The following is a 20,965-nucleotide window of genomic DNA, read 5'->3' as shown; positions in this document are numbered from 1 at the left end:
GATAGCGGAGAATACGAGGACGTGGGTGCTCCGCAGATAGAACAGAGAACCGACGATAGGAGGACCTGACATGGCTCGCCCGGAGAAGCGGCGTTGGACGATGACGGCGATGATGCTGATCATCGTCCTGGCGTCGGGACTATCCTGCGCAAGGGCGCAACAGGCGGACACGCCGCCTGCCGCGAGCCTCGCTACGCCGGCCGGCCCACCCGCTTCGGGAGAGGCTGCAGAAACCGTCAAGCCGTCCTCCGCCGGGGCCGTCCCCGCTGCTCGCTCCGAGAGCCTCTCGCGGAGCACGGACCCGCGCGCCGGCCTGCCGCATGACCTGTCGCCGCTGGGAATGTTTGCTGCGGCCGACTGGGTGGTCAAGGCTGTGATGATCGGGCTTGCATTTGCTTCGCTCGCGACCTGGATGGTGCTGTTTGCAAAAGCGGTCGAGATTGCCTGCGCCCGGGCTCGGGCGAAACGCGCGTTCGAGATCATCATGGCTTCCGACAACCTCGCCACAGCCGAATATGCGCTGGTCGAGCGCGGTGGGCCTGCCGCGTTCATGGTGCGGTCGACCAGTGAGGAAATGGCGCGCTCGGCTGTGGTGCTGGACTATGCCGGCGATGGCGGTCTCAAGGAGCGTGTCGTTTCCAGCCTCGCTCGCATCGAGGCCCAGGCGGGCCGGCGCCTGACGCGGGGCACCGGGCTGCTGGCGACGATCGGTGCGACCGCGCCCTTTGTCGGCTTGTTCGGAACCGTGTGGGGCATCATGAACGCCTTCATCGGCATCTCGCAGACGCAGACCACGAATCTCGCGGTGGTCGCGCCCGGGATAGCCGAAGCCTTGCTCGCCACGGCGATGGGCCTCGTCGCGGCAATTCCGGCGGTGGTCGTCTACAATGTGTTCGCCCGCGCCATCACCGGCTACCGGCAATTGCTCGCCGATGCGGCGGCCGGCGTCGAACGTCTCCTGAGCCGGGATCTCGATCTCCGCAAGGTTCCGGCCGTTGCAAACCGCACTTCGCCTCCGCTTGCGGCCGAGTAGACGCCATGGCCGGAAGGATACGCGACCGCTTCGACGATGCGCTCGAGGAGAACCACGACATCAATGTCACGCCGTTCATCGACGTGATGCTGGTGTTGCTCATCATCTTCATGGTCGCGGCCCCCTCTCGCGACGGTCGATATCCAAGTCGACTTGCCGGCATCGACTGCCCAGCCCGTCCCGCGCCCGGACAGGCCTCTCTATCTGTCGCTGAAGGAAGATCTGACGCTCGCGCTCGGCAATGACCCGGTGGTGCGCGAGGGCCTGCAGGCGGCGCTGGACGCCGCTGCGCAAGGCAACAGGGATACGCGCGTCTTCGTGCGAGCCGACAAGACGGTTGACTACCAGCACCTCATGGAAGTGATGAACCTGCTGCGGGGAGCGGGCTATCTGAAGATCGCGCTGGTCGGCATCGAGATGACCTCCGCCCCGGCGCGGTTCGACATCGACGTTCCCGGAAATGCTCCGAAGCCGTCGCCGAGGGCACCGTGAATCAGTCCGGCGGCTTCGTCACGCGCGAGATCAGGCTGGCTGAGACCGCGCTCTGGGTCTCCGGCGCCGCCTTCACGCTTGCGCTCCACGCAGCGATCGCAGCCTGGCTGCTGCGATCCGAACCGGTCGTTGCCGCGGCCGATGCGCCGCCCACCGCTGTGATGATCGAATTGGCCGACACACCGCAGGCGGCGATGACGGAGATGAACGAGCTCACGCCGGCGCTGAGAACCGTCGAGGAAAACGTCGCCCAGCTCGAGCAAAAGCAGGAGGAGGTGCCCAAGGATCCGCTGCCTGAACCGACGGTTGAACCCGAGCCCGAGCCGGTCGAGCAGGTGATCAAGGAGAAGCCACACCTGGAGAAAGTCGAGGTTTCGCTTCCGCTGGCGGCGCCGAAAATGGAGAAGCCAAAGCAGAAGCCCAAACCGCGCAAGGAGAACGCCGCGACAGCCGAGGCGGCGATCCGGGCGCAGGCCCGGGCTCAACAAGCGAGCCGCACGGCCGCAGCACAGACGGCGTCTGGTGCCTCCTCTCTGTCGCCGGCGAACTGGCAATCGCTCCTGATGGGTCACCTCGAGCGGTACAAGCGCTATCCATCGGGCGCGCAGTCGCGGGGCGAGGGCGGCGTTGCCTATGTGCGCTTCACCATCGACGAAAGAGGCAATGTGCTGTCCGCAAGCCTGGCTCGCTCGGCGGGCTCAGCCGAACTCGATCGGGAGGTGGTCGCACTCGTGCACCGTGCCTCGCCGGTGCCGGCACCTCCGGCAGGCGCCAAACGATCCATTACGGCGCCGGTACGATTCAGCACGCGATGAAAAACCAAGATTCTGTCGCAAGATTCCTCGCCGTCCTTGCGTCGACGAAAGGTCTCTGACACGTAGCGGTTCTTGCGCCGGACCTGGACGCGCCAGTTCCCGGAAGGCAACTGAGTGAAGCTGGCTACGGCCGTGTGCACTCCCCAATTCGTGTGCGCTACGTGTGCAGTGAGAGGTCAAAACAGGTACAAACGTGTGCAATTTCGGCTAGTTTGGAGTGCACGCGTTCATGCTTCATCCCATTGAGAGCATAAGGTAAATCATTGAAATCGCAGCGCTATCGTTTTTCCGTGGCTCCCATGATGGATTGGACTGACCGGCATTGCCGGGTGTTCCACCGGCAACTGACGCGGCGGGGGCTGCTCTATACGGAGATGCTGACCACGGGCGCAATCATTCATGGCGACCGGGAGCGGCTGCTTGGGTTCGACGCGTGCGAGCATCCGGTGGCGCTTCAGCTTGGCGGGTCGGATCCGCAGGAACTGGCGCAGGCCGCACGGATCGGCGAGGCGTTCGGCTATGATGAGATCAATCTCAATGTCGGCTGCCCGTCCGATCGTGTGAAGGACGGCCGTTTCGGCGCTTGCCTCATGGCGGAGCCGGAGTTGGTGGCGAGGTGCGTTGACGCCATGAAGCGCGTGGTCGCCGTGCCCGTCACGGTGAAGTGCCGCATCGGGATCGACGACCAGGATCCGGAGGTCGCGCTCGATGCGCTCGCGCGTGCGGTGGTGGCATCCGGCTGCGATGCGCTGATCGTGCATGCGCGCAAGGCCTGGCTCAACGGCCTCTCGCCGAAGGAGAACCGCGATCTCCCGCCGCTCGACTATGATCGCGTCTATCGGCTCAAGCGCGCGATGCCTGGTGTGCCCGTCATCATCAATGGGGGCATTCGGAGCATTGACGAGGCAAAGGCGCATCTTGCCCATGTCGATGGTGTCATGCTCGGCCGCGCCGCCTATCAGGAGCCGTGGCGGCTGCTCAGTGTCGATGCCGACATCTTCGGCGCGCCGGCGCCGCACACGACCATGCAGGACGCGCTCGAGGCGATGATGCCCTACATCGAGGAGCAACTCGCGCACGGCACGCGGCTGCACGCCATCACGCGGCATTTCATCGGCGCCTTCCACGCCGTTCCCGGTGCGCGCGCATTCCGGCGGCATCTTGCCGAGCAAGGGGTGAAGCCGGAAGCCGGTCTCGACGTGCTGCGCGATGCGATTGCGCGTGTCGGTGTACGCACGCCCGCGGAGGCGGCGTAGATTCGTTTATTCGACCGCCGCGCGGGAGCGGCGAGGACCGCTCTGGAGCTCTGGATACCCTGTCAGCATCAGCGTGTCCGCGCGCACGCCCCAGCTTTCCAGGCGGTCGAGGAAGCTCATGCCGAGCAGATTGGTCTTCATCTGGCCGCGCTGCACGACGAGAGCCGGCACCGACTTCTCGACCAGCTTGCCGACGGCGAGACGGTCGAGCGTGAGCCGGGCCGCCTTGGTGTGGCCGCCCGCAGTCTCCAGGTCGACATCATATTCCAGCATCTCGAGCGGCAGCCCGATCGCCTTCGCGGTTTCCCAGGTCAGCACCACCGACGTCGCGCCGGTATCGATCACCATCGGTGCCGTGACGCCATTGATCTTCGCGCGCAGCGTGAATTCGCCGCCCTGGCCGCGCGGGATCTGGACGGCCGGCGCCGGAGAGGCGGCCTGTGCGCGAAAAATGTGCGACACCTTGTGGCTGGCTCGCGCGATCTGGTCGGGATGGCCATAGGCGACGACGGCACCTGCCGTGCCGGCGAGCATGATCAGAACGAGCAGGAGGCGGATCATCGCGCGCCTCCGAAGGCACGCAGGCGGATCAGATTCGCTTCTGCGATCCTGCGATCGGCGCAAGTCCAGCTTCCGTCATGCGCGCCGGCAAGAGGGCCATGATTGCGAGCCGGTCCGCCCTTTCCATGGCATGCCAGCGTGCGATCTCGGGCAAGGTCCGGCCGCAACCGAAGCACAGCTTGGTCTTGGGATCGATCATGCAGACGGCGACGCACGGCGTTTCTTTGCTCATACGGACATAGTGAGGGATGGTCGGGCATCTCTGCAAGCATCTCGTTAGGAGCCTGTGCCAGCGCTCATGATCGGCTTGTGGCGCGGCCGGCGTTTCTCGTCAGGCAGGACGGAACTTTCCGGCTGGAGCGGCGGAGAATCATCCGACAGCGGCGCAAGCGCGCTCATCACACGCTCCGGCGGGAACGTGACGATCACCTCGGTGCCGATGCGCAGCTTCGATTTCAGCGTGAACGTGCCGCCATGCAGGTCGATCAGATTCTTGGCGATCGGCAGGCCGAGGCCGGCACCCTGTTCAGCCGACTTGATCGAATTTGAGCCCTGGCCGAACGAGGCGAGCACGACCGGAATCTCGTCCTCGGGGATGCCGGAGCCGGAATCCTTCACCGAGAGATATTGTCCGCCCGAGGCGGTCCATCCCGCCTTGAGCCAAATCTCGCCGCCCTGCGGCGTGAACTTGATCGAGTTGGAGAGCAGATTGAGCACGACCTGGCGGATCGCGCGCTCGTCGGCCCAAAGCCGCGGCATCGCCTGCTCGAACACTTCGTGGATGGTGATGCCGCGGCTCGAGGCACGCAGCTTCATCAAATGATGGCAGTCGGCGACGATGCCGACCAGCGACACCGCTTCCTCGTTGAGTTCGTAGCGGCCGGCCTCGATCCGCGACAGATCGAGAATCTCGTTGATGAGGTTGAGCAGGTGCACGCCGGAATTATGGATATCGGCGGAATATTCCTTGTAGACCGGTACCGCGTGCGCGCCGAAAATCTCGCTCTTCATCACCTCGGAGAAGCCGAGGATGGCGTTCAACGGCGTGCGCAGCTCGTGGCTCATCTGCGCCAGGAAGCGCGACTTGGCGACGTTGGCGGCTTCGGCGCGGTGGCGCGCTTCGTCCGAGATTGCCTTGGCCTGTTCCAGCTCGCCGATCAGCGCGTCCTTCTCTGCGCGCGCTTCCAGCGTGGCAAAGGTGGAGGAGTGCAGGCGGTGCGCCAGCAGGACGAAATATCCTTCGGCGGCGAGCGCCAGCGCTGCCAGGATGTAGTTGTCGAGCGAGCCGGTCATTGCAAAGCTCAGCGCCATCGCGACCGCAACCGGCGCGGTGGCGGCAAGAGCTGCGATCGGCAGATTGGCAGCGAGCATGCTCGATACTGCGATCACCAGCAGCATCAGGAACATCATCAGCGTTTCCGTGACCATGTCGAGCACGGGATGGATCAGGATCGCCATCCAGCACAGGCCATAGAGCAGGTCGAGCACGACGAAGCGCGTCCGCCATGCGCGCGTCGCGGCGGGCGAGGCGGGCTCGGTCAGGAAGCGCCGGCAACTGCGGATCATGGCGCTGTGGATGCAGAGCATGCCGGCGGTCCAGGCCGCGGCCGGGATCGGCTGCATCCACAGCCCGAACAGCACGCCGGTAGCCACCACCAGCAGCATCACGACATAGGAGGCAGACAGCCGCGTCTGGGCGTATTGCCGCAGCATCTCGGCGTCGAAAGCCGGCCGGGTTCCGCTGGTCGACGTTAACTTGTCGCGCGCCTCGCGAACCCGCTGCGCCGCAGCCCTTCGGCTGCTCGCCGATGGCGCGCTCACCGGCTCGGCCGGAAGCTGCACAACCTCGGGCTTTTCAGCGGGGTTACTCATCAAGCAACACGATTCCTGCCCACGCCGGACGCGGGCCTTCTGCATTGTCTATCTGTGGCAAGAAATCCTTAAGAGCTGACTTAAGGAGCTAAAGAATTACGTTAACCGGGCGTTAATCCACGCCTGGTCCCGGCCTCACTCTGCGCAGAGGCGCGGGGCCCCTTTCACCTGAAGAAAACGAGCGTAACCAACGCGAACACAGGCAGCAGCAGGACGGAGGTCCAGGCCATGTATCCGAAGAAGCCCGGCATTGCGACGCCGCCCGCTCGCGCGATCGCGTACACCATGAAGTTGGGCGCGTTGCCGATGTAGGAGTTTGCGCCCATGAACACCGCACCTGCAGAAATCGCGGCAAGAGTGAGGGCGCCGTTCGTCATCAGATGCTTGGCGTCGCCCCCGGCAAGCTCAAAGAAGACCAGATAGGTCGGCGCATTGTCGAGAAAAGATGAGAGCACGCCGGTCAACCAGAAATAGGCGGCATTATTCGGCGTGCCGTCGGCGTTGGTGACCATGTTCACGACGGAGGCAAACGCGCCGGATTTGCCGGCATTGAGAATTGCAAGCACGGGAATGATGGTGATGAAGATGGCGGCGAACAGCTTTGCCACCTCGATCATGGGGCCCCAAGAGAAGCCGTTCGCGTCGTGGTCCTCCTTCGAGGTGACGGCAAGGGATGCGAACACGACGCCGATCATCACGGCATCGCGCAGAAGATTCTGCAGCTGGAGATGCGTGCCGAGAACCTCAAATCCGCCGAGGTCGAGCTTGGCGCTCAAGAGGATCGCAGCAATGATGACTCCCATCAGAGCGAAGTTGAGGCCGCCGCTGATCCGCAAGGGATTGTCCGGAGTCGGGTCGGGTTTGACGCGGCCTTCCTTGCGATAGAGATAAGTATCGATGCAAAAGAACAGGGCGAGCAGAATCCAGGCCGCGAACGTGGTCTGGGGGAACAGGTGCGTCGTGGTCCAGAAGAAGTCCACGCCGCGCAGGAATCCCAGAAACAACGGCGGATCTCCCAACGGTGTGAGCGAGCCGCCGATGTTGGACACCAGAAAGATGAAGAAGATGACGACGTGCGCGTTGTGCCGCCGGTCGTCATTGGCGCGGATCACCGGCCGGATCATGACCATCGAAGCGCCGGTCGTGCCGATGACGCTCGCGAGCAGGGTGCCTAGGGCGAGCAGGACCGTATTCAGAAGCGGAGAGCCGTGAAGATTGCCACGCACCACGATGCCGCCGGCCACAGTGAACAAAGCAAGGAGCAGCAGAATGAAGGGGATGTATTCGAGCAGCGCGGTATGAACGAGCGCTTGGATGGTCGGAAGGGGGCCGTACCAGATTGCAAGCGGCAGCACGATCAAGGCGGCCCATATCGCAGCAATCTTACCCTGATGATGCTCCCAGAAGTGAGGTGCCGCGAGCGGAAATATCGCGATCGACAGCAGCATGCCGGCGAATGGGAGCGCCCATTGCGGGCGAAGGGTCGCCCCATCGAGCGATGCGGCCAGCGCTGGCGAAGGTGATGCAGCCAGGATCAGGATGGCAAGGAAGAGCAGGCTGGCAACCAGCGGGAAGCGCCGCCGAAAGAGCTGATGCCCGGCGATCTCGGTGCCTCCCCGTCGAACCGGCGCGACGCCGACACAGGTAACGAAAAGGATGGCAGCGATCACGCTAAGCAAGACTCCCCCCGAAGACCATGGTTGTTTCAGTTCGCCGCCCGGCAGAAGCTTCGTCGCGGCCGAGGTCGCGACGAAGTTTGGATGCTGCGACTGCCGATGAGGCGGCAGCAGAGCGTCAGCGTTGCAGGCGCGCAAGCAGGCTCGACGTATCCCAGCGCTTGCCGCCCATCTTCTCGACCTCGGCATAGAACTGGTCGACCAGCGCGGTGACAGGCAGAGTGGCGCCGTTGCGGCGGGCCTCGGCGAGCGAGATCGAGAGGTCCTTGCGCATCCATTCGACCGCGAAGCCGAAATCGTACTTGTCCTCGTTCATGGTCTTGTAGCGATTTTCCATCTGCCAGGACTGCGCAGCCCCTTTCGAGATGGTCTCGATCACCGCCGCGACGTCGAGACCACTCTTCTTGGCAAAGTGGATACCCTCGGACAGGCCCTGCACCAGACCCGCGATGCAGATCTGGTTGACCATCTTCGTCAGCTGGCCGGAGCCTGCGGGCCCGAGCAGTTTGCACATCCGCGCATAGGCGCCCGTGATGATCGGCTCGGCACCGGAATAGGCGTCCTGCGCACCGCCGCACATCACCGTCAGCACGCCGTTCTCGGCGCCGGCCTGGCCGCCGGAGACCGGGGCGTCGACGAATTTGAAGCCAGACTTGGTGGCGGCCGCGTCGAGCTCGCGTGCGACCTCGGCGGAGGCAGTGGTGTGGTCGACGAAGGTCGCATCCTTCTTCATGCCGGCGAACGCGCCGTCGGGGCCGATCGTGACCGCGCGCAGATCGTTGTCGTTGCCGACGCAGCACATCACGAAATCCTGACCTTCGGCGGCGGACTTCGGCGTCGGGGCAGTCTTGCCACCGAACTTGTCCGCCCATTCCTTCGCCTTGGCCGCGGTGCGGTTGTAGACGGTGACCTCATGGCCCCCTTTTTTCACGAGGTGTCCGGCCATGGGGAAGCCCATGACGCCGAGACCGAGGAAAGCGACTTTAGCCATTGTGGTGCCTTGTCCGTAGTTTGGGTTTTACGGTTCTTGCCAAGCGAGGGACGCCTGGGTTCCGCGGTGAGGGCGGATCGGAGGCGCACCATAAACCGTTAGGCCGGGAGGGCAACGGCTTCGTTTGGCGGCCTCCTGTGCCAGGCGGCCTCCTGTGCTAGGATGGCGGACCTAAGGACTTCAAAACAAGGGAGCGAGAGCATGGGCGGCGTGAGCGTTGGCGTCCTCGATCATTTCAACATCCGGACCCGGAATCTGACCGAGACGGTCCGCTTCTACGAGGACGTGCTGGGCCTGGAAAAAGGCGCCCGGCCGAATTTCGCCTTCCCGGGCGCCTGGATGTACAGCGAGGGTAAGCCGGTGGTGCACCTCGTCGATATTTCCGCGACCGCCGAGCCACAAAAGCCGGATTCCGGCGTTGTCCACCACGTCGCCTTCGTCAGTCGCGGCTTTGACGGCATGAAGCAGCGGCTGGCGTCAAAAGGAATGAAGTTCGAGTCCCGCCAGGTGCCCGGCGGCGACCTCTGGCAGATTTTCGTCCACGACCCCAACGGGGTCATGATCGAGCTGAATTACGAGGCCGCCAGGGAGCAGGGGGCGGCGCCTGCCGAAAAAGCTGACGACATCGGCAGGCAGTAGCCTTTTGGGCGTTTCCGCTCTAATGGGGCATCCTCAACTCTAGGAGATGCGCTTTGAGCGTGACGCAGCAACAGGTTCTCGACAGCCTCGCCAGGGTCAAATCACCCCGCGGGGTCGCGCTCCCCCATGCCAATGTGCTGAGCGCGATCAGCGCGTCGGACGGCAAGGTGTTCTTCTCGATCAATGTCGATGCCGCCGAGGCAAGGGCCTGGGAATCTGTCCGGGCTGAAGCGGAGGCCGCCGTGCGCACCATTCCCGGCGTCACCACCGTCATGGTGGCGCTGACTGCCGAGCGCAAGCCGGGCTCCGCGCCGCCGCCACCCCCGCAGCCGAGCCGCGGCACGCCCGGCGTGCAGCCGGCCCATGCCCACAAGCCGCCGCAGGGCGGTGGGTCGCCGATGGCGCGGCAGTCGGAAATACCCGGCGTTGCCGCCGTGATCGCGGTCGCCTCCGGCAAGGGCGGGGTGGGCAAGTCGACCACCGCGCTCAATCTGGCGCTCGGCCTGCGCGACCTCGGCCTGAAGGTCGGGCTGCTCGATGCCGACATCTACGGCCCCTCGGTGCCGCGCCTGACGGGCCTGCGCGACAAGCCGGAGCTGAACGACGAGCGCAAGATGATTCCGCTTCGGCGTTTCGGCCTCGCCATCATGTCGATCGGCTTCCTGGTCGAGGAGGAGACCGCGATGATCTGGCGCGGTCCCATGGTGATGTCGGCGGTGACGCAGATGCTGCGCGACGTCGAATGGGGCAAGCTCGACGTGCTGGTCGTCGACATGCCGCCGGGCACCGGCGATGCCCAGCTCACGCTGGCGCAGAACGTGCCGCTCAAGGGCGCCGTGATCGTCTCGACCCCGCAGGACCTGTCCCTGATCGACGCGCGGCGTGGGCTTGCCATGTTCAAAAAGGTCAACGTGCCCGTGCTCGGCATCGTTGAGAACATGAGCTACTTCCAGTGCCCGCATTGCGGCACGCGGTCGGACATTTTCGGCCATGGCGGGGCGCGGCACGAGGCCGAGAAGCTCGGGGTAGCGTTCCTGGGCGAGATTCCCCTGCACATGGCGATTCGCGCCACCTCGGACGCCGGCAATCCCGTCGTCGACAGCGAGCCGGACGGCCCTCATGCGACGATCTACCGCGCCATCGCCGGCCAGGTCCGGGACCAGCTCAAGGGCGTCATCGCGGCGGCCTGAACCGGTCGACAAAGCAAGCTGCGGGGACATGCGACTTTCGTAGAGCCCCGTCATGCCATTGTCGCGTTCCGCAAGCGGGACTTCCGTGTTAAAGGCCCACGGCAGTCAAGCCCCTTCGGTTCGACGCGGTCCCAATGCGTCGCCGGAATGAGCGGCGGCAAGAAGAGAAGTCAAGGGGAAACGCCCCAGCAAGGAGAGACCTGAAGATGAAGCGTCGTGATTTTCTCAAAGTGTCGGCAGCAGGCGCGGCGGCGACCGCGGTGGCCTCGCCGGCGATCGCGCAGTCCTCGCCCGAGGTGAAGTGGCGCCTGACTTCGAGCTTCCCGAAGTCGCTCGACACCATCTATGGCGGCGCCGACCAGGTGGCGAAATACGTCGCCGAGATGACCGACAACAAGTTCCAGATTCAAGTGTTCGCGGCCGGTGAAATCGTGCCCGGCCTCCAAGCCCTCGATGCGACCTCGAGCGGCACGGTCGAGATGTGCCATACTGTCTCGTACTACTACGTCGGCAAGGACCCGACGTTCGCGATCTTCGCCTCGGTGCCGTTCGGCCTCAACGCGCGCCAGCAGAATTCGTGGCTGTATCAGGGTGGCGGCAACGAGCTCGCCAACGAGTTCTTCAAGAAGTCGAATGTGATTGGCTTCCCCTGCGGCAACACCGGCACCCAGATGGGCGGCTGGTTCCGCAAGGAGATCAAGACCGTTGCCGACCTCTCCGGCCTGAAGATGCGCATCGGCGGCATTGCCGGGCAGGTGCTGCAGAAGGTCGGCGTGGTGCCGCAGCAGCTCGCTGGCGGCGACATTTATCCGGCGCTGGAAAAGGGCACCATCGACGCTGCCGAGTGGGTCGGCCCCTATGATGACGAGAAGCTCGGCTTCGCTAAGGTCGCCAAGTACTACTATTATCCAGGCTTCTGGGAAGGCGGTCCGACCGTCCACGCCTTCGCCAACCTGGAAAAGTTCAATGCGCTGCCGAAGAACTACCAGGCGATCCTCACCAACGCGACGGCCAATGCCAACGCCTGGATGGCGGCGCGCTACGACATGCAGAACCCGGCGGCGCTGAAGCGTCTGGTCGCCGGCGGCACCCAGCTTCGTCCCTTCACCAACGAGGTGCTGGAAGCCTGCCTCAAGGCCACCAACGAGCTGTGGGCCGAGATCTCGGGCAAGAACGCCGACTTCAAGAAGTCGATCGACGCCATGCAGGCCTACCGCTCCGACGAATATCTGTGGTGGCAGGTTGCCGAATACACCTATGACAGCTTCATGATCCGCTCGCGCACCCGCGGTTGATCTACGGCTTAAGTCGTAAGACCGGATTGCCCGGCCTCCCCAGGAGGCCGGGCTTTTTCTTTCTGATCGCAGTGCGATCGGGATGGCATTCGGCTCGGCGATGTTCCATGCTGGCGGAAAGCCTCGGCAAGAAGGCTCCACAAGCAGATTCATCAGGGTAGGAAATCATGAAGAGAAGAGACTTCATCAAGGTCACAGGACTTGGTGCGGCCGGTGCCGCCACGCTCGCGGCGCCCGCGATCGCGCAGTCGATGCCGGAAATCAAATGGCGCATGCCGACGAGCTGGCCGAAGTCGCTCGACACGCTGTTTGGCGGCGCCGAGATGATGTGCAAGATGGTCGCGGAGGCGACCGACAACAAATTCCAGATCCAGATCTTCGCAGCTGGCGAGATCGTGCCGGGTCTCCAGGTCCTCGACGCCGTGCAGAACGGCACCTGCGAGATCGGCCACACCGCGTCCTACTATTATTTCGGCAAGGACCCGACCTTCACTTTCGGCTCGGCCGTGCCGTTTGGTCCCAACATGCGCATCAACCAGGCCTGGTACATGCTGGGCGGCGGCCGCGACATTCTCAACGAGTTCTACAAGAGCTACAATGTTATCTCGCTGCTCGCTGGCAACACCGGCTGCCAGATGGGCGGCTGGTTCAGGAAAGAGGTCAACACACCCGAGGACCTCAAGGGCATGAAATTCCGCATCGGCGGCTTCACCGGCCGCGTGCTCCAGAAGCTCGGCGTGGTGCCGCAGCAACTCGCCGGCGGCGATATCTATCCAGCGCTGGAGAAGGGTACCATCGATGCCGCCGAATGGGTCGGCCCCTATGACGACGAGAAGCTCGGCTTCTACAAGATCGCGCCGCACTACTACTATCCCGGCTGGTGGGAAGGCGGGCCGATGCTGCTGGCCTTCGTCAATCTCGACAAATGGAACGCGCTGCCGAAATATTACCAGAGCGTGCTGGAGCAGGCCGGCCACTACGCCAACAACTACATGATGGCACGCTACGACAACGCCAATCCGCTGGCGCTGAAGAAGCTGCTCGCGGGCGGCACCAAGCTGCACGCCTTCTCGCCCTCGATCATGGATGCCTGCCACAAGGCCGCCAAGGAGCTGCACGCCGAAGTCGCTGCGACCAACCCCAACTTCAAGAAGGTAAACGACTCGCTCGCCAAGTTCACGAGCGACGGCTATGCCTGGTTCCAGGTCGCCGAGGTCGGCTACGACATCTTCATGGCGCGGCGGTCGCAAAGCTGATCGCCCTGTCCGTCGCATGGAGCGCCCCGGAGCAAAGGCTCCGGGGCGCTGTCGTTTCAGCGTTCCGAAGGACGTCCAAACAAAAACATCGAAAACAACCCCATGCACAGTAGGCGGGGACAGCTTTATCAATGACTTGGCGGCGTAGCGCGAGCTTCTGCGGAATTGCCGAACTCACTTGATGCGTCGGGCAAAACAGTGGTAGAAGGTCATAATCGTATAATCCGAATTTTCGGCTCGGTGCCGGGCCCGGGGAATCCGATGAGCTTCGATCCCGATCAAGTCCAAAGCGCACTGCGCAGGGCGTGGTCACTGTCGACGGCCAGCCAATGGACGGCGAGCAATCCGGCGGCAGGACAATGCAACGTCACCTCGCTGCCCGTTCACGAGCTCTTCGGCGGTGACTTGCTGAAGACGCCTCTTCCGGCCGGCGATCATTTCTACAATCGGATCGGAGGCAAGCGATACGACTTCACGGCGTGCCAGTTCGATCAGCCGATCGCGTACGTGGACGTGCCGACGAACAGGGCCGACGCACAGTCGGGGGCAACGAGCGACCAACTGGCTGAACTCAGAGCAGCGTTTCGGGAGCACTGGGCCGGACCAGGCTAGCTGCAGCAGCCGAGATTGCTCTTGCCGTTATCGGAGGTTCGCTTCCCGGCAATTTCCGAGCATCAGGAAAGCGGCTAGCGGATGACGCCCGCAGCGTCTTTCGCGCTTGGCATGAGCCAATCGAGTCCGAGCAGGCCAGCTTCGAGGATAACGAAGGCGGCAATGCCGCCGAGCCAGCCGAAAAAGGCGATCGAGAAGGTAGCGAGCAAGATCGCACAAAAGACGTCAGAGAGCACCTTGCAGATGCGGAGGTCTCGGTCTTGGCCAGTTTGAAAGTACGACATCGGGCTGCTCCAGGCGCCAATCCTGAGCCTTGGATCAACTCCGTTCAGAAGCAGATGTTCCGCGGATCAATTGTTCGGCCGGCCGAAATCGAGTGGCGGTGAAGCCGAAGGGGGATGCAGGAAGGAGGTCTGCATGTTGACGTAGAGCATGAGACCAAACCAGATCAAGGCAGCATCCGCGCCGACGACAGGCAGGGCTATCGCATATGGCGTGCACGATGCGGCGGCATCGGCACTGGGCTCCCTCCCCCGCTTGCGGGGGAGGGTTGGGGAGAGGGTGTCTCCGCGTTGGGGTTGTCGAGAATTTGCCGAGTATGTCCCTGCGCGGTGAGAGCCCTCACCCGCCGCGCTCTGCGAGCGCGTCGGCCTCTCCCGCAAGCGGGAGGCGGAGCAAGCCCGCGGACAGTCCCCGTGAAAGCATATGCGATAACCCTGCGACGACAGGGGTGAGCAGCTTGTGCGCGATCGGCGCGATCATGGGGATGATGATGAAGGCGATCTCGAAGAAATCGGGGAAGAAGGCGATGAAGAAGATGAACAGGTTGATGAAGATCAGGAAGCCCCAGACGCCGCCCGGCAGCGACGTCAGCATGTGCTCCAGCCAGACGCCACCGTTGCAGCCGAGCCATGGGGCTCGTCCGTTGGTCAGGGGGAGAAGCTTGCTGGAGCCGAAACGCTAGCAAACAACTTTTCGCCAATGAAAACGCGGCGTGGGGGTAGGGATGGATCCCCGGCGCGGCGCGGTCGAGACCGAAATCCGCCAGCGATGATTAGCTTACACGAACCTGACAGGCGGATGGCCGCCGGACACTTTTTCGCTGGCCGCGCCGGCCAGAATGGTGGAAGAGAGCGAAGATGCCGCCGGGGCTGTGCGGCGAGCCAGGTATCCATCGGGACTGTGATGCGTCTTCTGATCGTCGAGGACAATGCCGAGCTGTCGCGGCTCGTTGCGGCGGGGCTCGCGGCGGCCGGCTACCAGAGCGATATCGTCGGCAGCGCGGCCGAGGCGCGCGAGGCGGTGAGCAGCGTCAGCTATGCCGCGATGATCCTCGACCTCGGCCTGCCCGACGGCGACGGCCTGTCGGTGCTGCGCGAGCTGCGCCTCAAGATGGAGCCGCTGCCGGTGCTGGTGCTGACCGCGCGCGGCGGCTTGCAGGATCGCGTCACCGGCCTGCGCAGCGGGGCCGACGACTATTTGGCAAAGCCGTTCGCAATGGAGGAACTGGTGGCGCGGCTGGAGGCCATCCTGCGCCGGCCCGGCCAGCTGCTCGGCCGCTCGCTCAGTCTCGCCAACCTCGTCTACGACACCGAGAGCCGCCAAATCTTCGTCGACGACCAGCCGCGGATCATCTCCGCGCGCGAGACCTCGGTGCTCGAGATCCTGCTGCGCCGGCAGGGGCGAGTGGTGCCGAAGAAGAACGTCGAGGATCACATCTTTGGGCTCGAAGGCGAAGTCGCCTCCAACGCGGTCGAGGTCTATGTCTCGCGGCTGCGCAAGCAGCTGGCCGAGCACGGGGCCAAGGTCGTGATCCACACCGTCCGGGGCGTCGGCTATCTCATGACCGAGGAGAAATAGCGTGCCCGCCGGGGGCCATGTCAGATCGCTCACGTTCAAATCGCTGATCTCGCGCATCGTGTTCCTGCACATCGTCGCGGTCGCGGTGGTCGCGATCTTCCTGCCGCTGGTGCTGTTCTGGCTGCTCAATTCCGAGATCGACCAGCTGCATCGCGATGCCATGCGCGCGCAGGCCGAAGTGCTGGCGGAGCGCATGGTCGCGCAGCCGGACGGCACCCTGACCTTCAACCTGCCCGACAGCCTCAAGGGACTTTATTCGGACGCTTACGGCCGCTATCAGTTCGACATTCGCGATGCTGACGGAAGGTTGCTGTTCTCCTCGCACCGGCGCTCCGCCTCTGCGGCGCCACCGCGATTCTCGGAGACCATCTCCGGTGCGAGCGTCACCCGCGATATTGCCGGCAGGACGGTGCGCATCCAGGTTGCCGAGGACCTCGCGCACCGCGACGTCATCATCGACGACATCGTCTCGAACTTCTTCCGGCGGGTAGGGTGGATCACCATCCCGATCCTCCTGGTCCTGCTTGCCACCGACATCATCATCTTCCGCCGCGCGATTGCGCCGCTGTGGAAGGCCTCGCAGGAGGCCAGCAATATCGGCCCGGCGCGCACCGACATCCGCCTGCCGACGGCGCAGATCCCGCGCGAGATCGTGCCGCTGGTCACCGCCGTGAACCAGGCGCTCGATCGCCTCGAGGCTGGCTTTCGCGTGCAGCGGCAGTTCACGGCGGATGCCGCGCATCAATTGCGGACGCCGCTCACGATCCTGCGCACGCGGATCGAGACGCTCGATGACCGTGCGGCGCGGACGGCGCTGCATGCCGACATCGAGGCCATGAGCCGCATCGTCGCCCAGCTGCTGGAGATCGCCGAGCTCGACACGCTGGTGCTCGACCCCGGCGAGGCCGCCGATTTGCGCGCCGTCTGCGCCGAGGTGGTCGGATCGATCGCGCCATTCGCGATCGCGCAGCACAAGGACATCGCATTGAAGGGTACCGACGCGCCGGTCCTGATCCACGGCAATTCAGAGATGCTCCAGCGCGCGGTCTTCAATCTCGCCGAAAACGCCATCAAGTTCACGGCGAAGGACACCTCCGTCGAGATTGAGGTGCGCGACGACGGTTCGGTGCGCGTGCGCGACCACGGCCCGGGCATCCCGGAAGCCGAGCGCGAGCTGATCTTCCAGCGCTTCTGGCGCGCCGACCGCCGGCGCAGCGACGGCGCGGGACTGGGACTCTCGATCGTGCGCGCCGTGGCGGATGATCACGCCGCGACGATTGCGGTGGAGAATCTTCCGGGGGGCGGGGCCGAGTTCACGCTGCGGTTTCGGCTGGCAGATGCGCCAAAGCCTGTTGAGAAGAACTGGCGCGGCAGCGACGCTGCACACTCTCCCCTTGTGGGAGAGGGTGGCTCGCCGCGATTGCGGCGAGACGGGTGAGGGGGTCTCTCCGCGAGTCCCACTCTCAATTGAGCGCGTGGAGAGAACCCCTCATCCGGCGCCGTAGCCGACGCTACGCGTCGGCATCTTCTTAAGACGGCGGCCGTAGGCCGCCTATGCCACCTTCTCCCACAAGGGGAGAAGGAACAAAGCGCGCTCCGCTACTTCTGCGGCGGGCCGAGATCCAGCGGCGGGAGCTCGATCTGCGGCACCTCGATCTTGATCGTGCTGGGATCGACGTTGGTCTGGACGCCCTTGTAGTGCATCACCATCGCAGGGAACGCGATCACGAGGCCAACCATGATGATCTGGATGACGACGAACGGCACCGCACCCCAGTAGATCTGGCCCGTGGTCACAGGGTCCATCCGCTTGCCGGTGACGCGATCTGTGTATCGCTCCTTCGGTGCGACCGATCGAAGATAGAACAGGGCGAAGCCGAACGGCGGGTGCATGAACGAGGTCTGCATGTTGACGCCGAGAATGACGCCGAACCAGATCAGGTCGATGCCGAGGTGTTCGGCGGCAGGTCCGAGCAGCGGGATCACGATGAAGGCCAGCTCGAAGAAGTCGAGGAAGAAGGCCAGCACGAACACGAGGGCGTTGACGAAGATCAGGAAGCCGACCTGGCCGCCGGGCAGCGAGGTCAGCAGGTGCTCGACCCAGACGTGCCCGTTGACCCCGTAAAAGGTGAGCGAAAAGATGCGGGCGCCGACCAGGATGAAGACGACAAAAGCCGACAGCTTGGCAGTCGATTCTGTGGCCTGCCGGATCAGGTCCCAGCTCAGCCGGCGCTTCGCGGCGCCGAGGATGAGGGCACCGGCGGCACCCATCGCGCCGCCTTCGGTCGGGGTCGCGATGCCGATGAAGATCGTGCCCAGCACCAGGAAGATCAGGAACAGCGGCGGCACCATGACGAAGGTGGTCTGCTGGGCCATCTTGGACAGGAAACGGAAGCCTGTCAGCTTGTCGACAATCCAGTTCAACACCGCGACGGCGAAGGCGAAGATGATGCCGTAAAACATGCTGAGCACGACGTAATCGGCGCCATGCACGTTCGAATTGCGCATCATGAACCATCCGAACACGCAGCTCGCGAGGAACAGCATGCCGAGGGAGACGAGGCCGCGGCTGCCACTCTCCTCGCGGAAGCCGATGGCCTCCTTCGGCAGGCCCGGCGCGGCCTTCGGGAAGATCATGCTGACGAGGAATGCGTAGACGGCATAGAGGCCGGCGAGCACGAGGCCCGGGATGAAGGCGCCTTCGTACATGTCGCCGACGGACTTGCCGAGCTGGTCGGCCATCACGATCAGGACGAGCGAGGGCGGAATGATCTGCGCCAGCGTGCCGGACGCGGCGATGACACCAGCTGCGACGCGGCGGTCATAGCCATAGCGCAACATGATCGGCAGCGAGATCAGGCCCATCGAGATCACGGACGCCGCAACCACGCCCGTCGTCGCGGCAAGCAGTGCGCCGACGAAGATCACGGCATAAGCGAGGCCGCCGCGGATGGTGCCGAACAGCTGGCCGATGGTGTCGAGCAGATCCTCCGCCATGCCCGACCGCTCCAGCACCAGTCCCATGAAGGTGAAGAAGGGAATTGCGAGCAGGGTGTCGTTGTTCATCACGCCGTAGACCCGCTCCGGCAGCGCCTGGAGGAAGTCGGGGTGGAACTGGCCGAGCTCGACGCCGACGATGGCGAAGAACAAGCCGACGGCGCCGAGCGAGAATGCTGCCGGGTAGCCAAGCAGCAGCATGACGACCAGCGACGCGAACATGATGGGCGCCATATTGGCGATAATGAATGCGGTCATGAATTCCCCCTACACCGTCGCCAACGGCTACTTCTTCTCGATCGCTTCGACGAGATGCTCGACTTCGGCCTCGAGCGCCGACACCTGGGATTCATGCGGATCTGGTATCAATCCGCGCATCACCGCAATCCGCTTGATCAGCTCGGAGATGGCTTGCACGAGCAGGAAAGCGAAGCCGATCATGATCAGGGATTTGGCGGGCCATTGCGGCAGGCCGCCGGCGTTACCGGATTGCTCGTTGATGTGGAAGGAGCGCTGGAAGAACGGCACTCCGGTGACGATCATGACGATGCAGATCGGAACGAGGAAGAATAGGTGACCGATCACGTCGATCACGTTGCGCGTCTTCTTCGGCAGCGTGTTGTTCACGATGTCGATTCGGATGTGCTCATTGTCGAGCAGCGTCCAGGGCGCACAGAGCAGGAAGACGATGCTGAACAGCACCCATTGCAGCTCGAGCCACGAATTGGACGAGGTGTCGAACGTCTTGCGGACGATCGCGTTGACTGCCGAGATGATCACGGCGAGCACGATCAGCCACGCAATGCGTTTGCCGGTCCAGCGCGTGAACGCGTCGATCCTGCTGCTCAACTTAAGGAGCGCTTGCAACGATAGGTCCTCCCCCGATTGTGCCCCGGCCGTCTTGACTGCGCCGAGATGGCGCGTGGCTTGTCTCGCCGCGCAGGCATGAGGCAGCCGCACCAAACCAGCGGGCGTGCCGCCAGTCAATCGGAAGTTTGTTGATAGTTAAGGGGAATAAGACCGTAATCCGACGGTGTCAGCCGCCGGTCACGCTCATGTGCCTGCTGACGCTGGGGCGGTCGTGGCGGCGGTCGATGATGAAATCGTGGCCCTTGGGCTTCAGCCCGATGGCGCGATCGATCGCATCCGCAAGCAACAGGTCATCGCTCGATGCACGCAGAGGTTTGCGCAAATCGGAGGCATCCTCGTGGCCGAGGCAGGTGTGCAGCGTTCCCGTGCAGGTGATGCGGACCCGGTTGCAGGATTCGCAGAAATTATGGGTCATCGGCGTGATGAAGCCGAGCTTGCCGCCGGTCTCGGCGACGCTGACATAGCGTGCCGGCCCGCCGGTGCTCTCGGCGAGATCCGTCAGCGTGAATTGCTGGGCGAGGCGGGCGCGCACCAGCGATAGCGGCAGATACTGGTCGATCCGGCCCGAGCCGATCTCGCCCATCGGCATCACTTCGATCAGCGTCAGGCCCATGCCCTTGCCGTGGGCCCAGCGCATCAGCTCGGGCAGCTCGTCCTCGTTGAGGTTCTTCAGGGCGACGGCGTTGATCTTCACGGCAAGCCCTGCGGCGCGCGCGGCCTCGATACCCTCGAGCACCTTGTCGATCTCGCCCCAGCGGGTGATCTCGCGAAACTTCTTGGGATCGAGCGTGTCGAGCGAGACGTTGATGCGGCGGACGCCGCAATCGGCGAGCTCCCCCGCGTGTTTCGCAAGCTGGGTCCCGTTGGTGGTCAGCGTCAGCTCGTTCAGCGCGCCGCTCGACAGGTGCCGCGACAGCGAGCGCACCAGCGTCATCACGTTGCGGCGGACCAAGGGCTCGCCGCCGGTGAGTCGCAGCTTCTTCACGCCCTTGGCGATGAAGGCCGAGCAGAGCCGGTCGAGTTCCTCCAGCGTCAGCAGGTCGGCCTTGGGCAGGAACGTCATGTCTTCCGACATACAGTAGAAGCACCGCAGGTCGCAGCGGTCAGTGACCGACACTCGCAAGTAGGTGATGGTCCGCCCGAACGGATCGGTCATCGCGCTCGACAGCGCGGCGCGGGGGCTCGCGGAAAGTCCGTTCATACCAAATGCCTTGTCACTTACGGCGACGGGCGCACCTTCAGCGGTGCCGTCGACGCAATCTAAGCATCGGACGCGGCTAGGACAATCGGGTGGTATCCGTAACTCAGCGCTTGCCTGCGTTCGGATCGGGGAAGGGCGAGCTAGAAGCGGGGGCAGCATCGGCCGGCGCTGCGGTCGGCGCGGCCGGCTTTGGCTTCTTCGGCCGGGGCGGCTTGCGGACCGGCTTCGGCGGCACCGCCGGCTGGCGTGCCGTGCGGCGAACCGCCACATCCCCGCACCGACCTTAGGAGCGTCGATCGGGGCATGCAATTGGCGCGTGGCGCATGGATAACAGATGGTTAATGCAGGG

The 20,965-nt window shown here is 64.1% G+C and carries 19 protein-coding genes and 2 pseudogenes; 11 read left to right on the top strand and 10 right to left on the bottom strand.

Translation table 11 applies throughout. The features are described 5' to 3' along the window. Nucleotides 1-70: 70 nt before the first annotated feature. From exbB to dusA, 4 genes and pseudogenes are all read left to right on the top strand, one after another. Nucleotides 71-1,033 carry a tonB-system energizer ExbB gene (exbB, locus tag ACVIIV_RS29765; protein WP_456747339.1) on the top strand — a complete coding sequence of 321 codons (963 nt, stop codon included), beginning with the start codon at nucleotides 71-73 and terminating at the stop codon, nucleotides 1,031-1,033. Between the two features lie 5 nt (nucleotides 1,034-1,038). Continuing rightward, nucleotides 1,039-1,525 (top strand): annotated as a pseudogene (gene exbD, locus ACVIIV_RS29760) (TonB system transport protein ExbD). Next, nucleotides 1,522-2,340 (top strand): energy transducer TonB family protein, encoded by an 819-nt coding sequence (locus ACVIIV_RS29755; protein ID WP_456747338.1) that lies wholly within the window; start codon nucleotides 1,522-1,524, stop codon nucleotides 2,338-2,340. Before exbD ends, ACVIIV_RS29755 begins: the two are co-directional and overlap by 4 nt. A gap of 263 nt (nucleotides 2,341-2,603) precedes the next feature. Further along, complete coding sequence (dusA, locus tag ACVIIV_RS29750; RefSeq protein WP_456747337.1) at nucleotides 2,604-3,596, top strand: tRNA dihydrouridine(20/20a) synthase DusA; 993 nt, start codon at nucleotides 2,604-2,606, stop codon at nucleotides 3,594-3,596. 6 nt (nucleotides 3,597-3,602) lie between these two features. Here the strand turns inward: dusA and ACVIIV_RS29745 are convergent, their stop codons facing one another. From ACVIIV_RS29745 to ACVIIV_RS29725, 5 genes are all read right to left on the bottom strand, one after another. Further along, on the bottom strand, nucleotides 3,603-4,157 hold the full coding sequence (locus tag ACVIIV_RS29745) for a TIGR02281 family clan AA aspartic protease (protein ID WP_456747336.1): 555 nt from the start codon (nucleotides 4,155-4,157) through the stop codon (nucleotides 3,603-3,605). A gap of 28 nt (nucleotides 4,158-4,185) precedes the next feature. After that, entirely contained in the window at nucleotides 4,186-4,389 is a 204-nt protein-coding gene (locus ACVIIV_RS29740) for a DUF1289 domain-containing protein (protein ID WP_456747335.1), read from the bottom strand. Between the two features lie 44 nt (nucleotides 4,390-4,433). Beyond that, nucleotides 4,434-6,029: a sensor histidine kinase gene (locus ACVIIV_RS29735; protein WP_456747334.1), complete on the bottom strand. Its 1,596-nt coding sequence runs from the start codon at nucleotides 6,027-6,029 to the stop codon at nucleotides 4,434-4,436. Between the two features lie 164 nt (nucleotides 6,030-6,193). After that, complete coding sequence (locus ACVIIV_RS29730) at nucleotides 6,194-7,597, bottom strand: sodium:proton antiporter (RefSeq protein ID WP_456748860.1); 1,404 nt, start codon at nucleotides 7,595-7,597, stop codon at nucleotides 6,194-6,196. A 226-nt stretch (nucleotides 7,598-7,823) separates the two neighbouring features. Beyond that, nucleotides 7,824-8,696 carry an NAD(P)-dependent oxidoreductase gene (locus ACVIIV_RS29725; protein WP_456747333.1) on the bottom strand — a complete coding sequence of 291 codons (873 nt, stop codon included), beginning with the start codon at nucleotides 8,694-8,696 and terminating at the stop codon, nucleotides 7,824-7,826. 201 nt (nucleotides 8,697-8,897) lie between these two features. Between ACVIIV_RS29725 and ACVIIV_RS29720 the strand changes: the two genes are divergently transcribed. From ACVIIV_RS29720 to ACVIIV_RS29700, 5 genes are all read left to right on the top strand, one after another. Continuing rightward, nucleotides 8,898-9,335, top strand: a complete 438-nt coding sequence (locus tag ACVIIV_RS29720; RefSeq protein ID WP_456747332.1) for a VOC family protein — start codon at nucleotides 8,898-8,900, stop codon at nucleotides 9,333-9,335. 53 nt (nucleotides 9,336-9,388) lie between these two features. Next, a complete protein-coding gene (locus ACVIIV_RS29715; protein ID WP_456747331.1) occupies nucleotides 9,389-10,525 on the top strand; it encodes an Mrp/NBP35 family ATP-binding protein in 1,137 nt (378 codons plus the stop codon). A gap of 206 nt (nucleotides 10,526-10,731) precedes the next feature. After that, entirely contained in the window at nucleotides 10,732-11,820 is a 1,089-nt protein-coding gene (locus ACVIIV_RS29710) for a TRAP transporter substrate-binding protein (protein WP_456747330.1), read from the top strand. Between the two features lie 167 nt (nucleotides 11,821-11,987). Next, nucleotides 11,988-13,076, top strand: coding sequence for a TRAP transporter substrate-binding protein (locus tag ACVIIV_RS29705; protein WP_456747329.1), 1,089 nt, complete (start codon nucleotides 11,988-11,990; stop codon nucleotides 13,074-13,076). 261 nt (nucleotides 13,077-13,337) lie between these two features. Beyond that, entirely contained in the window at nucleotides 13,338-13,688 is a 351-nt protein-coding gene (locus ACVIIV_RS29700; protein WP_456747328.1) for a YunG family protein, read from the top strand. A 74-nt stretch (nucleotides 13,689-13,762) separates the two neighbouring features. Here the strand turns inward: ACVIIV_RS29700 and ACVIIV_RS29695 are convergent, their stop codons facing one another. Both ACVIIV_RS29695 and ACVIIV_RS29690 read right to left on the bottom strand, forming a co-directional pair. Then, the gene (locus ACVIIV_RS29695; protein WP_456747327.1) at nucleotides 13,763-13,972 is read right to left on the bottom strand and encodes a hypothetical protein; all 210 of its coding nucleotides are present in this window, start codon (nucleotides 13,970-13,972) and stop codon (nucleotides 13,763-13,765) included. A gap of 436 nt (nucleotides 13,973-14,408) precedes the next feature. Continuing rightward, nucleotides 14,409-14,600 (bottom strand): annotated as a pseudogene (locus tag ACVIIV_RS29690) (TRAP transporter large permease subunit); the annotation flags it as partial. A 273-nt stretch (nucleotides 14,601-14,873) separates the two neighbouring features. Here ACVIIV_RS29690 and ACVIIV_RS29685 point away from each other — a divergent pair. After that, on the top strand, nucleotides 14,874-15,548 hold the full coding sequence (locus ACVIIV_RS29685; RefSeq protein ID WP_456747326.1) for a response regulator: 675 nt from the start codon (nucleotides 14,874-14,876) through the stop codon (nucleotides 15,546-15,548). A 1-nt stretch (nucleotide 15,549) separates the two neighbouring features. After that, the gene (locus tag ACVIIV_RS29680) at nucleotides 15,550-16,986 is read left to right on the top strand and encodes an ATP-binding protein (protein WP_456747325.1); all 1,437 of its coding nucleotides are present in this window, start codon (nucleotides 15,550-15,552) and stop codon (nucleotides 16,984-16,986) included. A gap of 161 nt (nucleotides 16,987-17,147) precedes the next feature. On the opposite strand, the gene ACVIIV_RS29675 is transcribed toward ACVIIV_RS29680, so the two are convergent. The 3 genes from ACVIIV_RS29675 to moaA all read right to left on the bottom strand — a co-directional run bounded on the left by ACVIIV_RS29675 (nucleotide 17,148) and on the right by moaA (nucleotide 20,616). Next, nucleotides 17,148-18,803, bottom strand: coding sequence for a TRAP transporter large permease (locus tag ACVIIV_RS29675; protein WP_456747324.1), 1,656 nt, complete (start codon nucleotides 18,801-18,803; stop codon nucleotides 17,148-17,150). A 27-nt stretch (nucleotides 18,804-18,830) separates the two neighbouring features. After that, entirely contained in the window at nucleotides 18,831-19,412 is a 582-nt protein-coding gene (locus ACVIIV_RS29670) for a TRAP transporter small permease subunit (RefSeq protein WP_456747323.1), read from the bottom strand. A gap of 169 nt (nucleotides 19,413-19,581) precedes the next feature. Continuing rightward, nucleotides 19,582-20,616 (bottom strand): GTP 3',8-cyclase MoaA, encoded by a 1,035-nt coding sequence (gene moaA / locus ACVIIV_RS29665; protein ID WP_456747322.1) that lies wholly within the window; start codon nucleotides 20,614-20,616, stop codon nucleotides 19,582-19,584. Between the last annotated feature and the right edge of the window lie 349 nt (nucleotides 20,617-20,965).

The sequence above is a fragment of the Bradyrhizobium sp. USDA 4354 genome (genome assembly GCF_054060315.1).
Note: the sequence above shows the minus strand (reverse complement) of the source record. Positions and strands in the feature narration are given on the sequence as shown.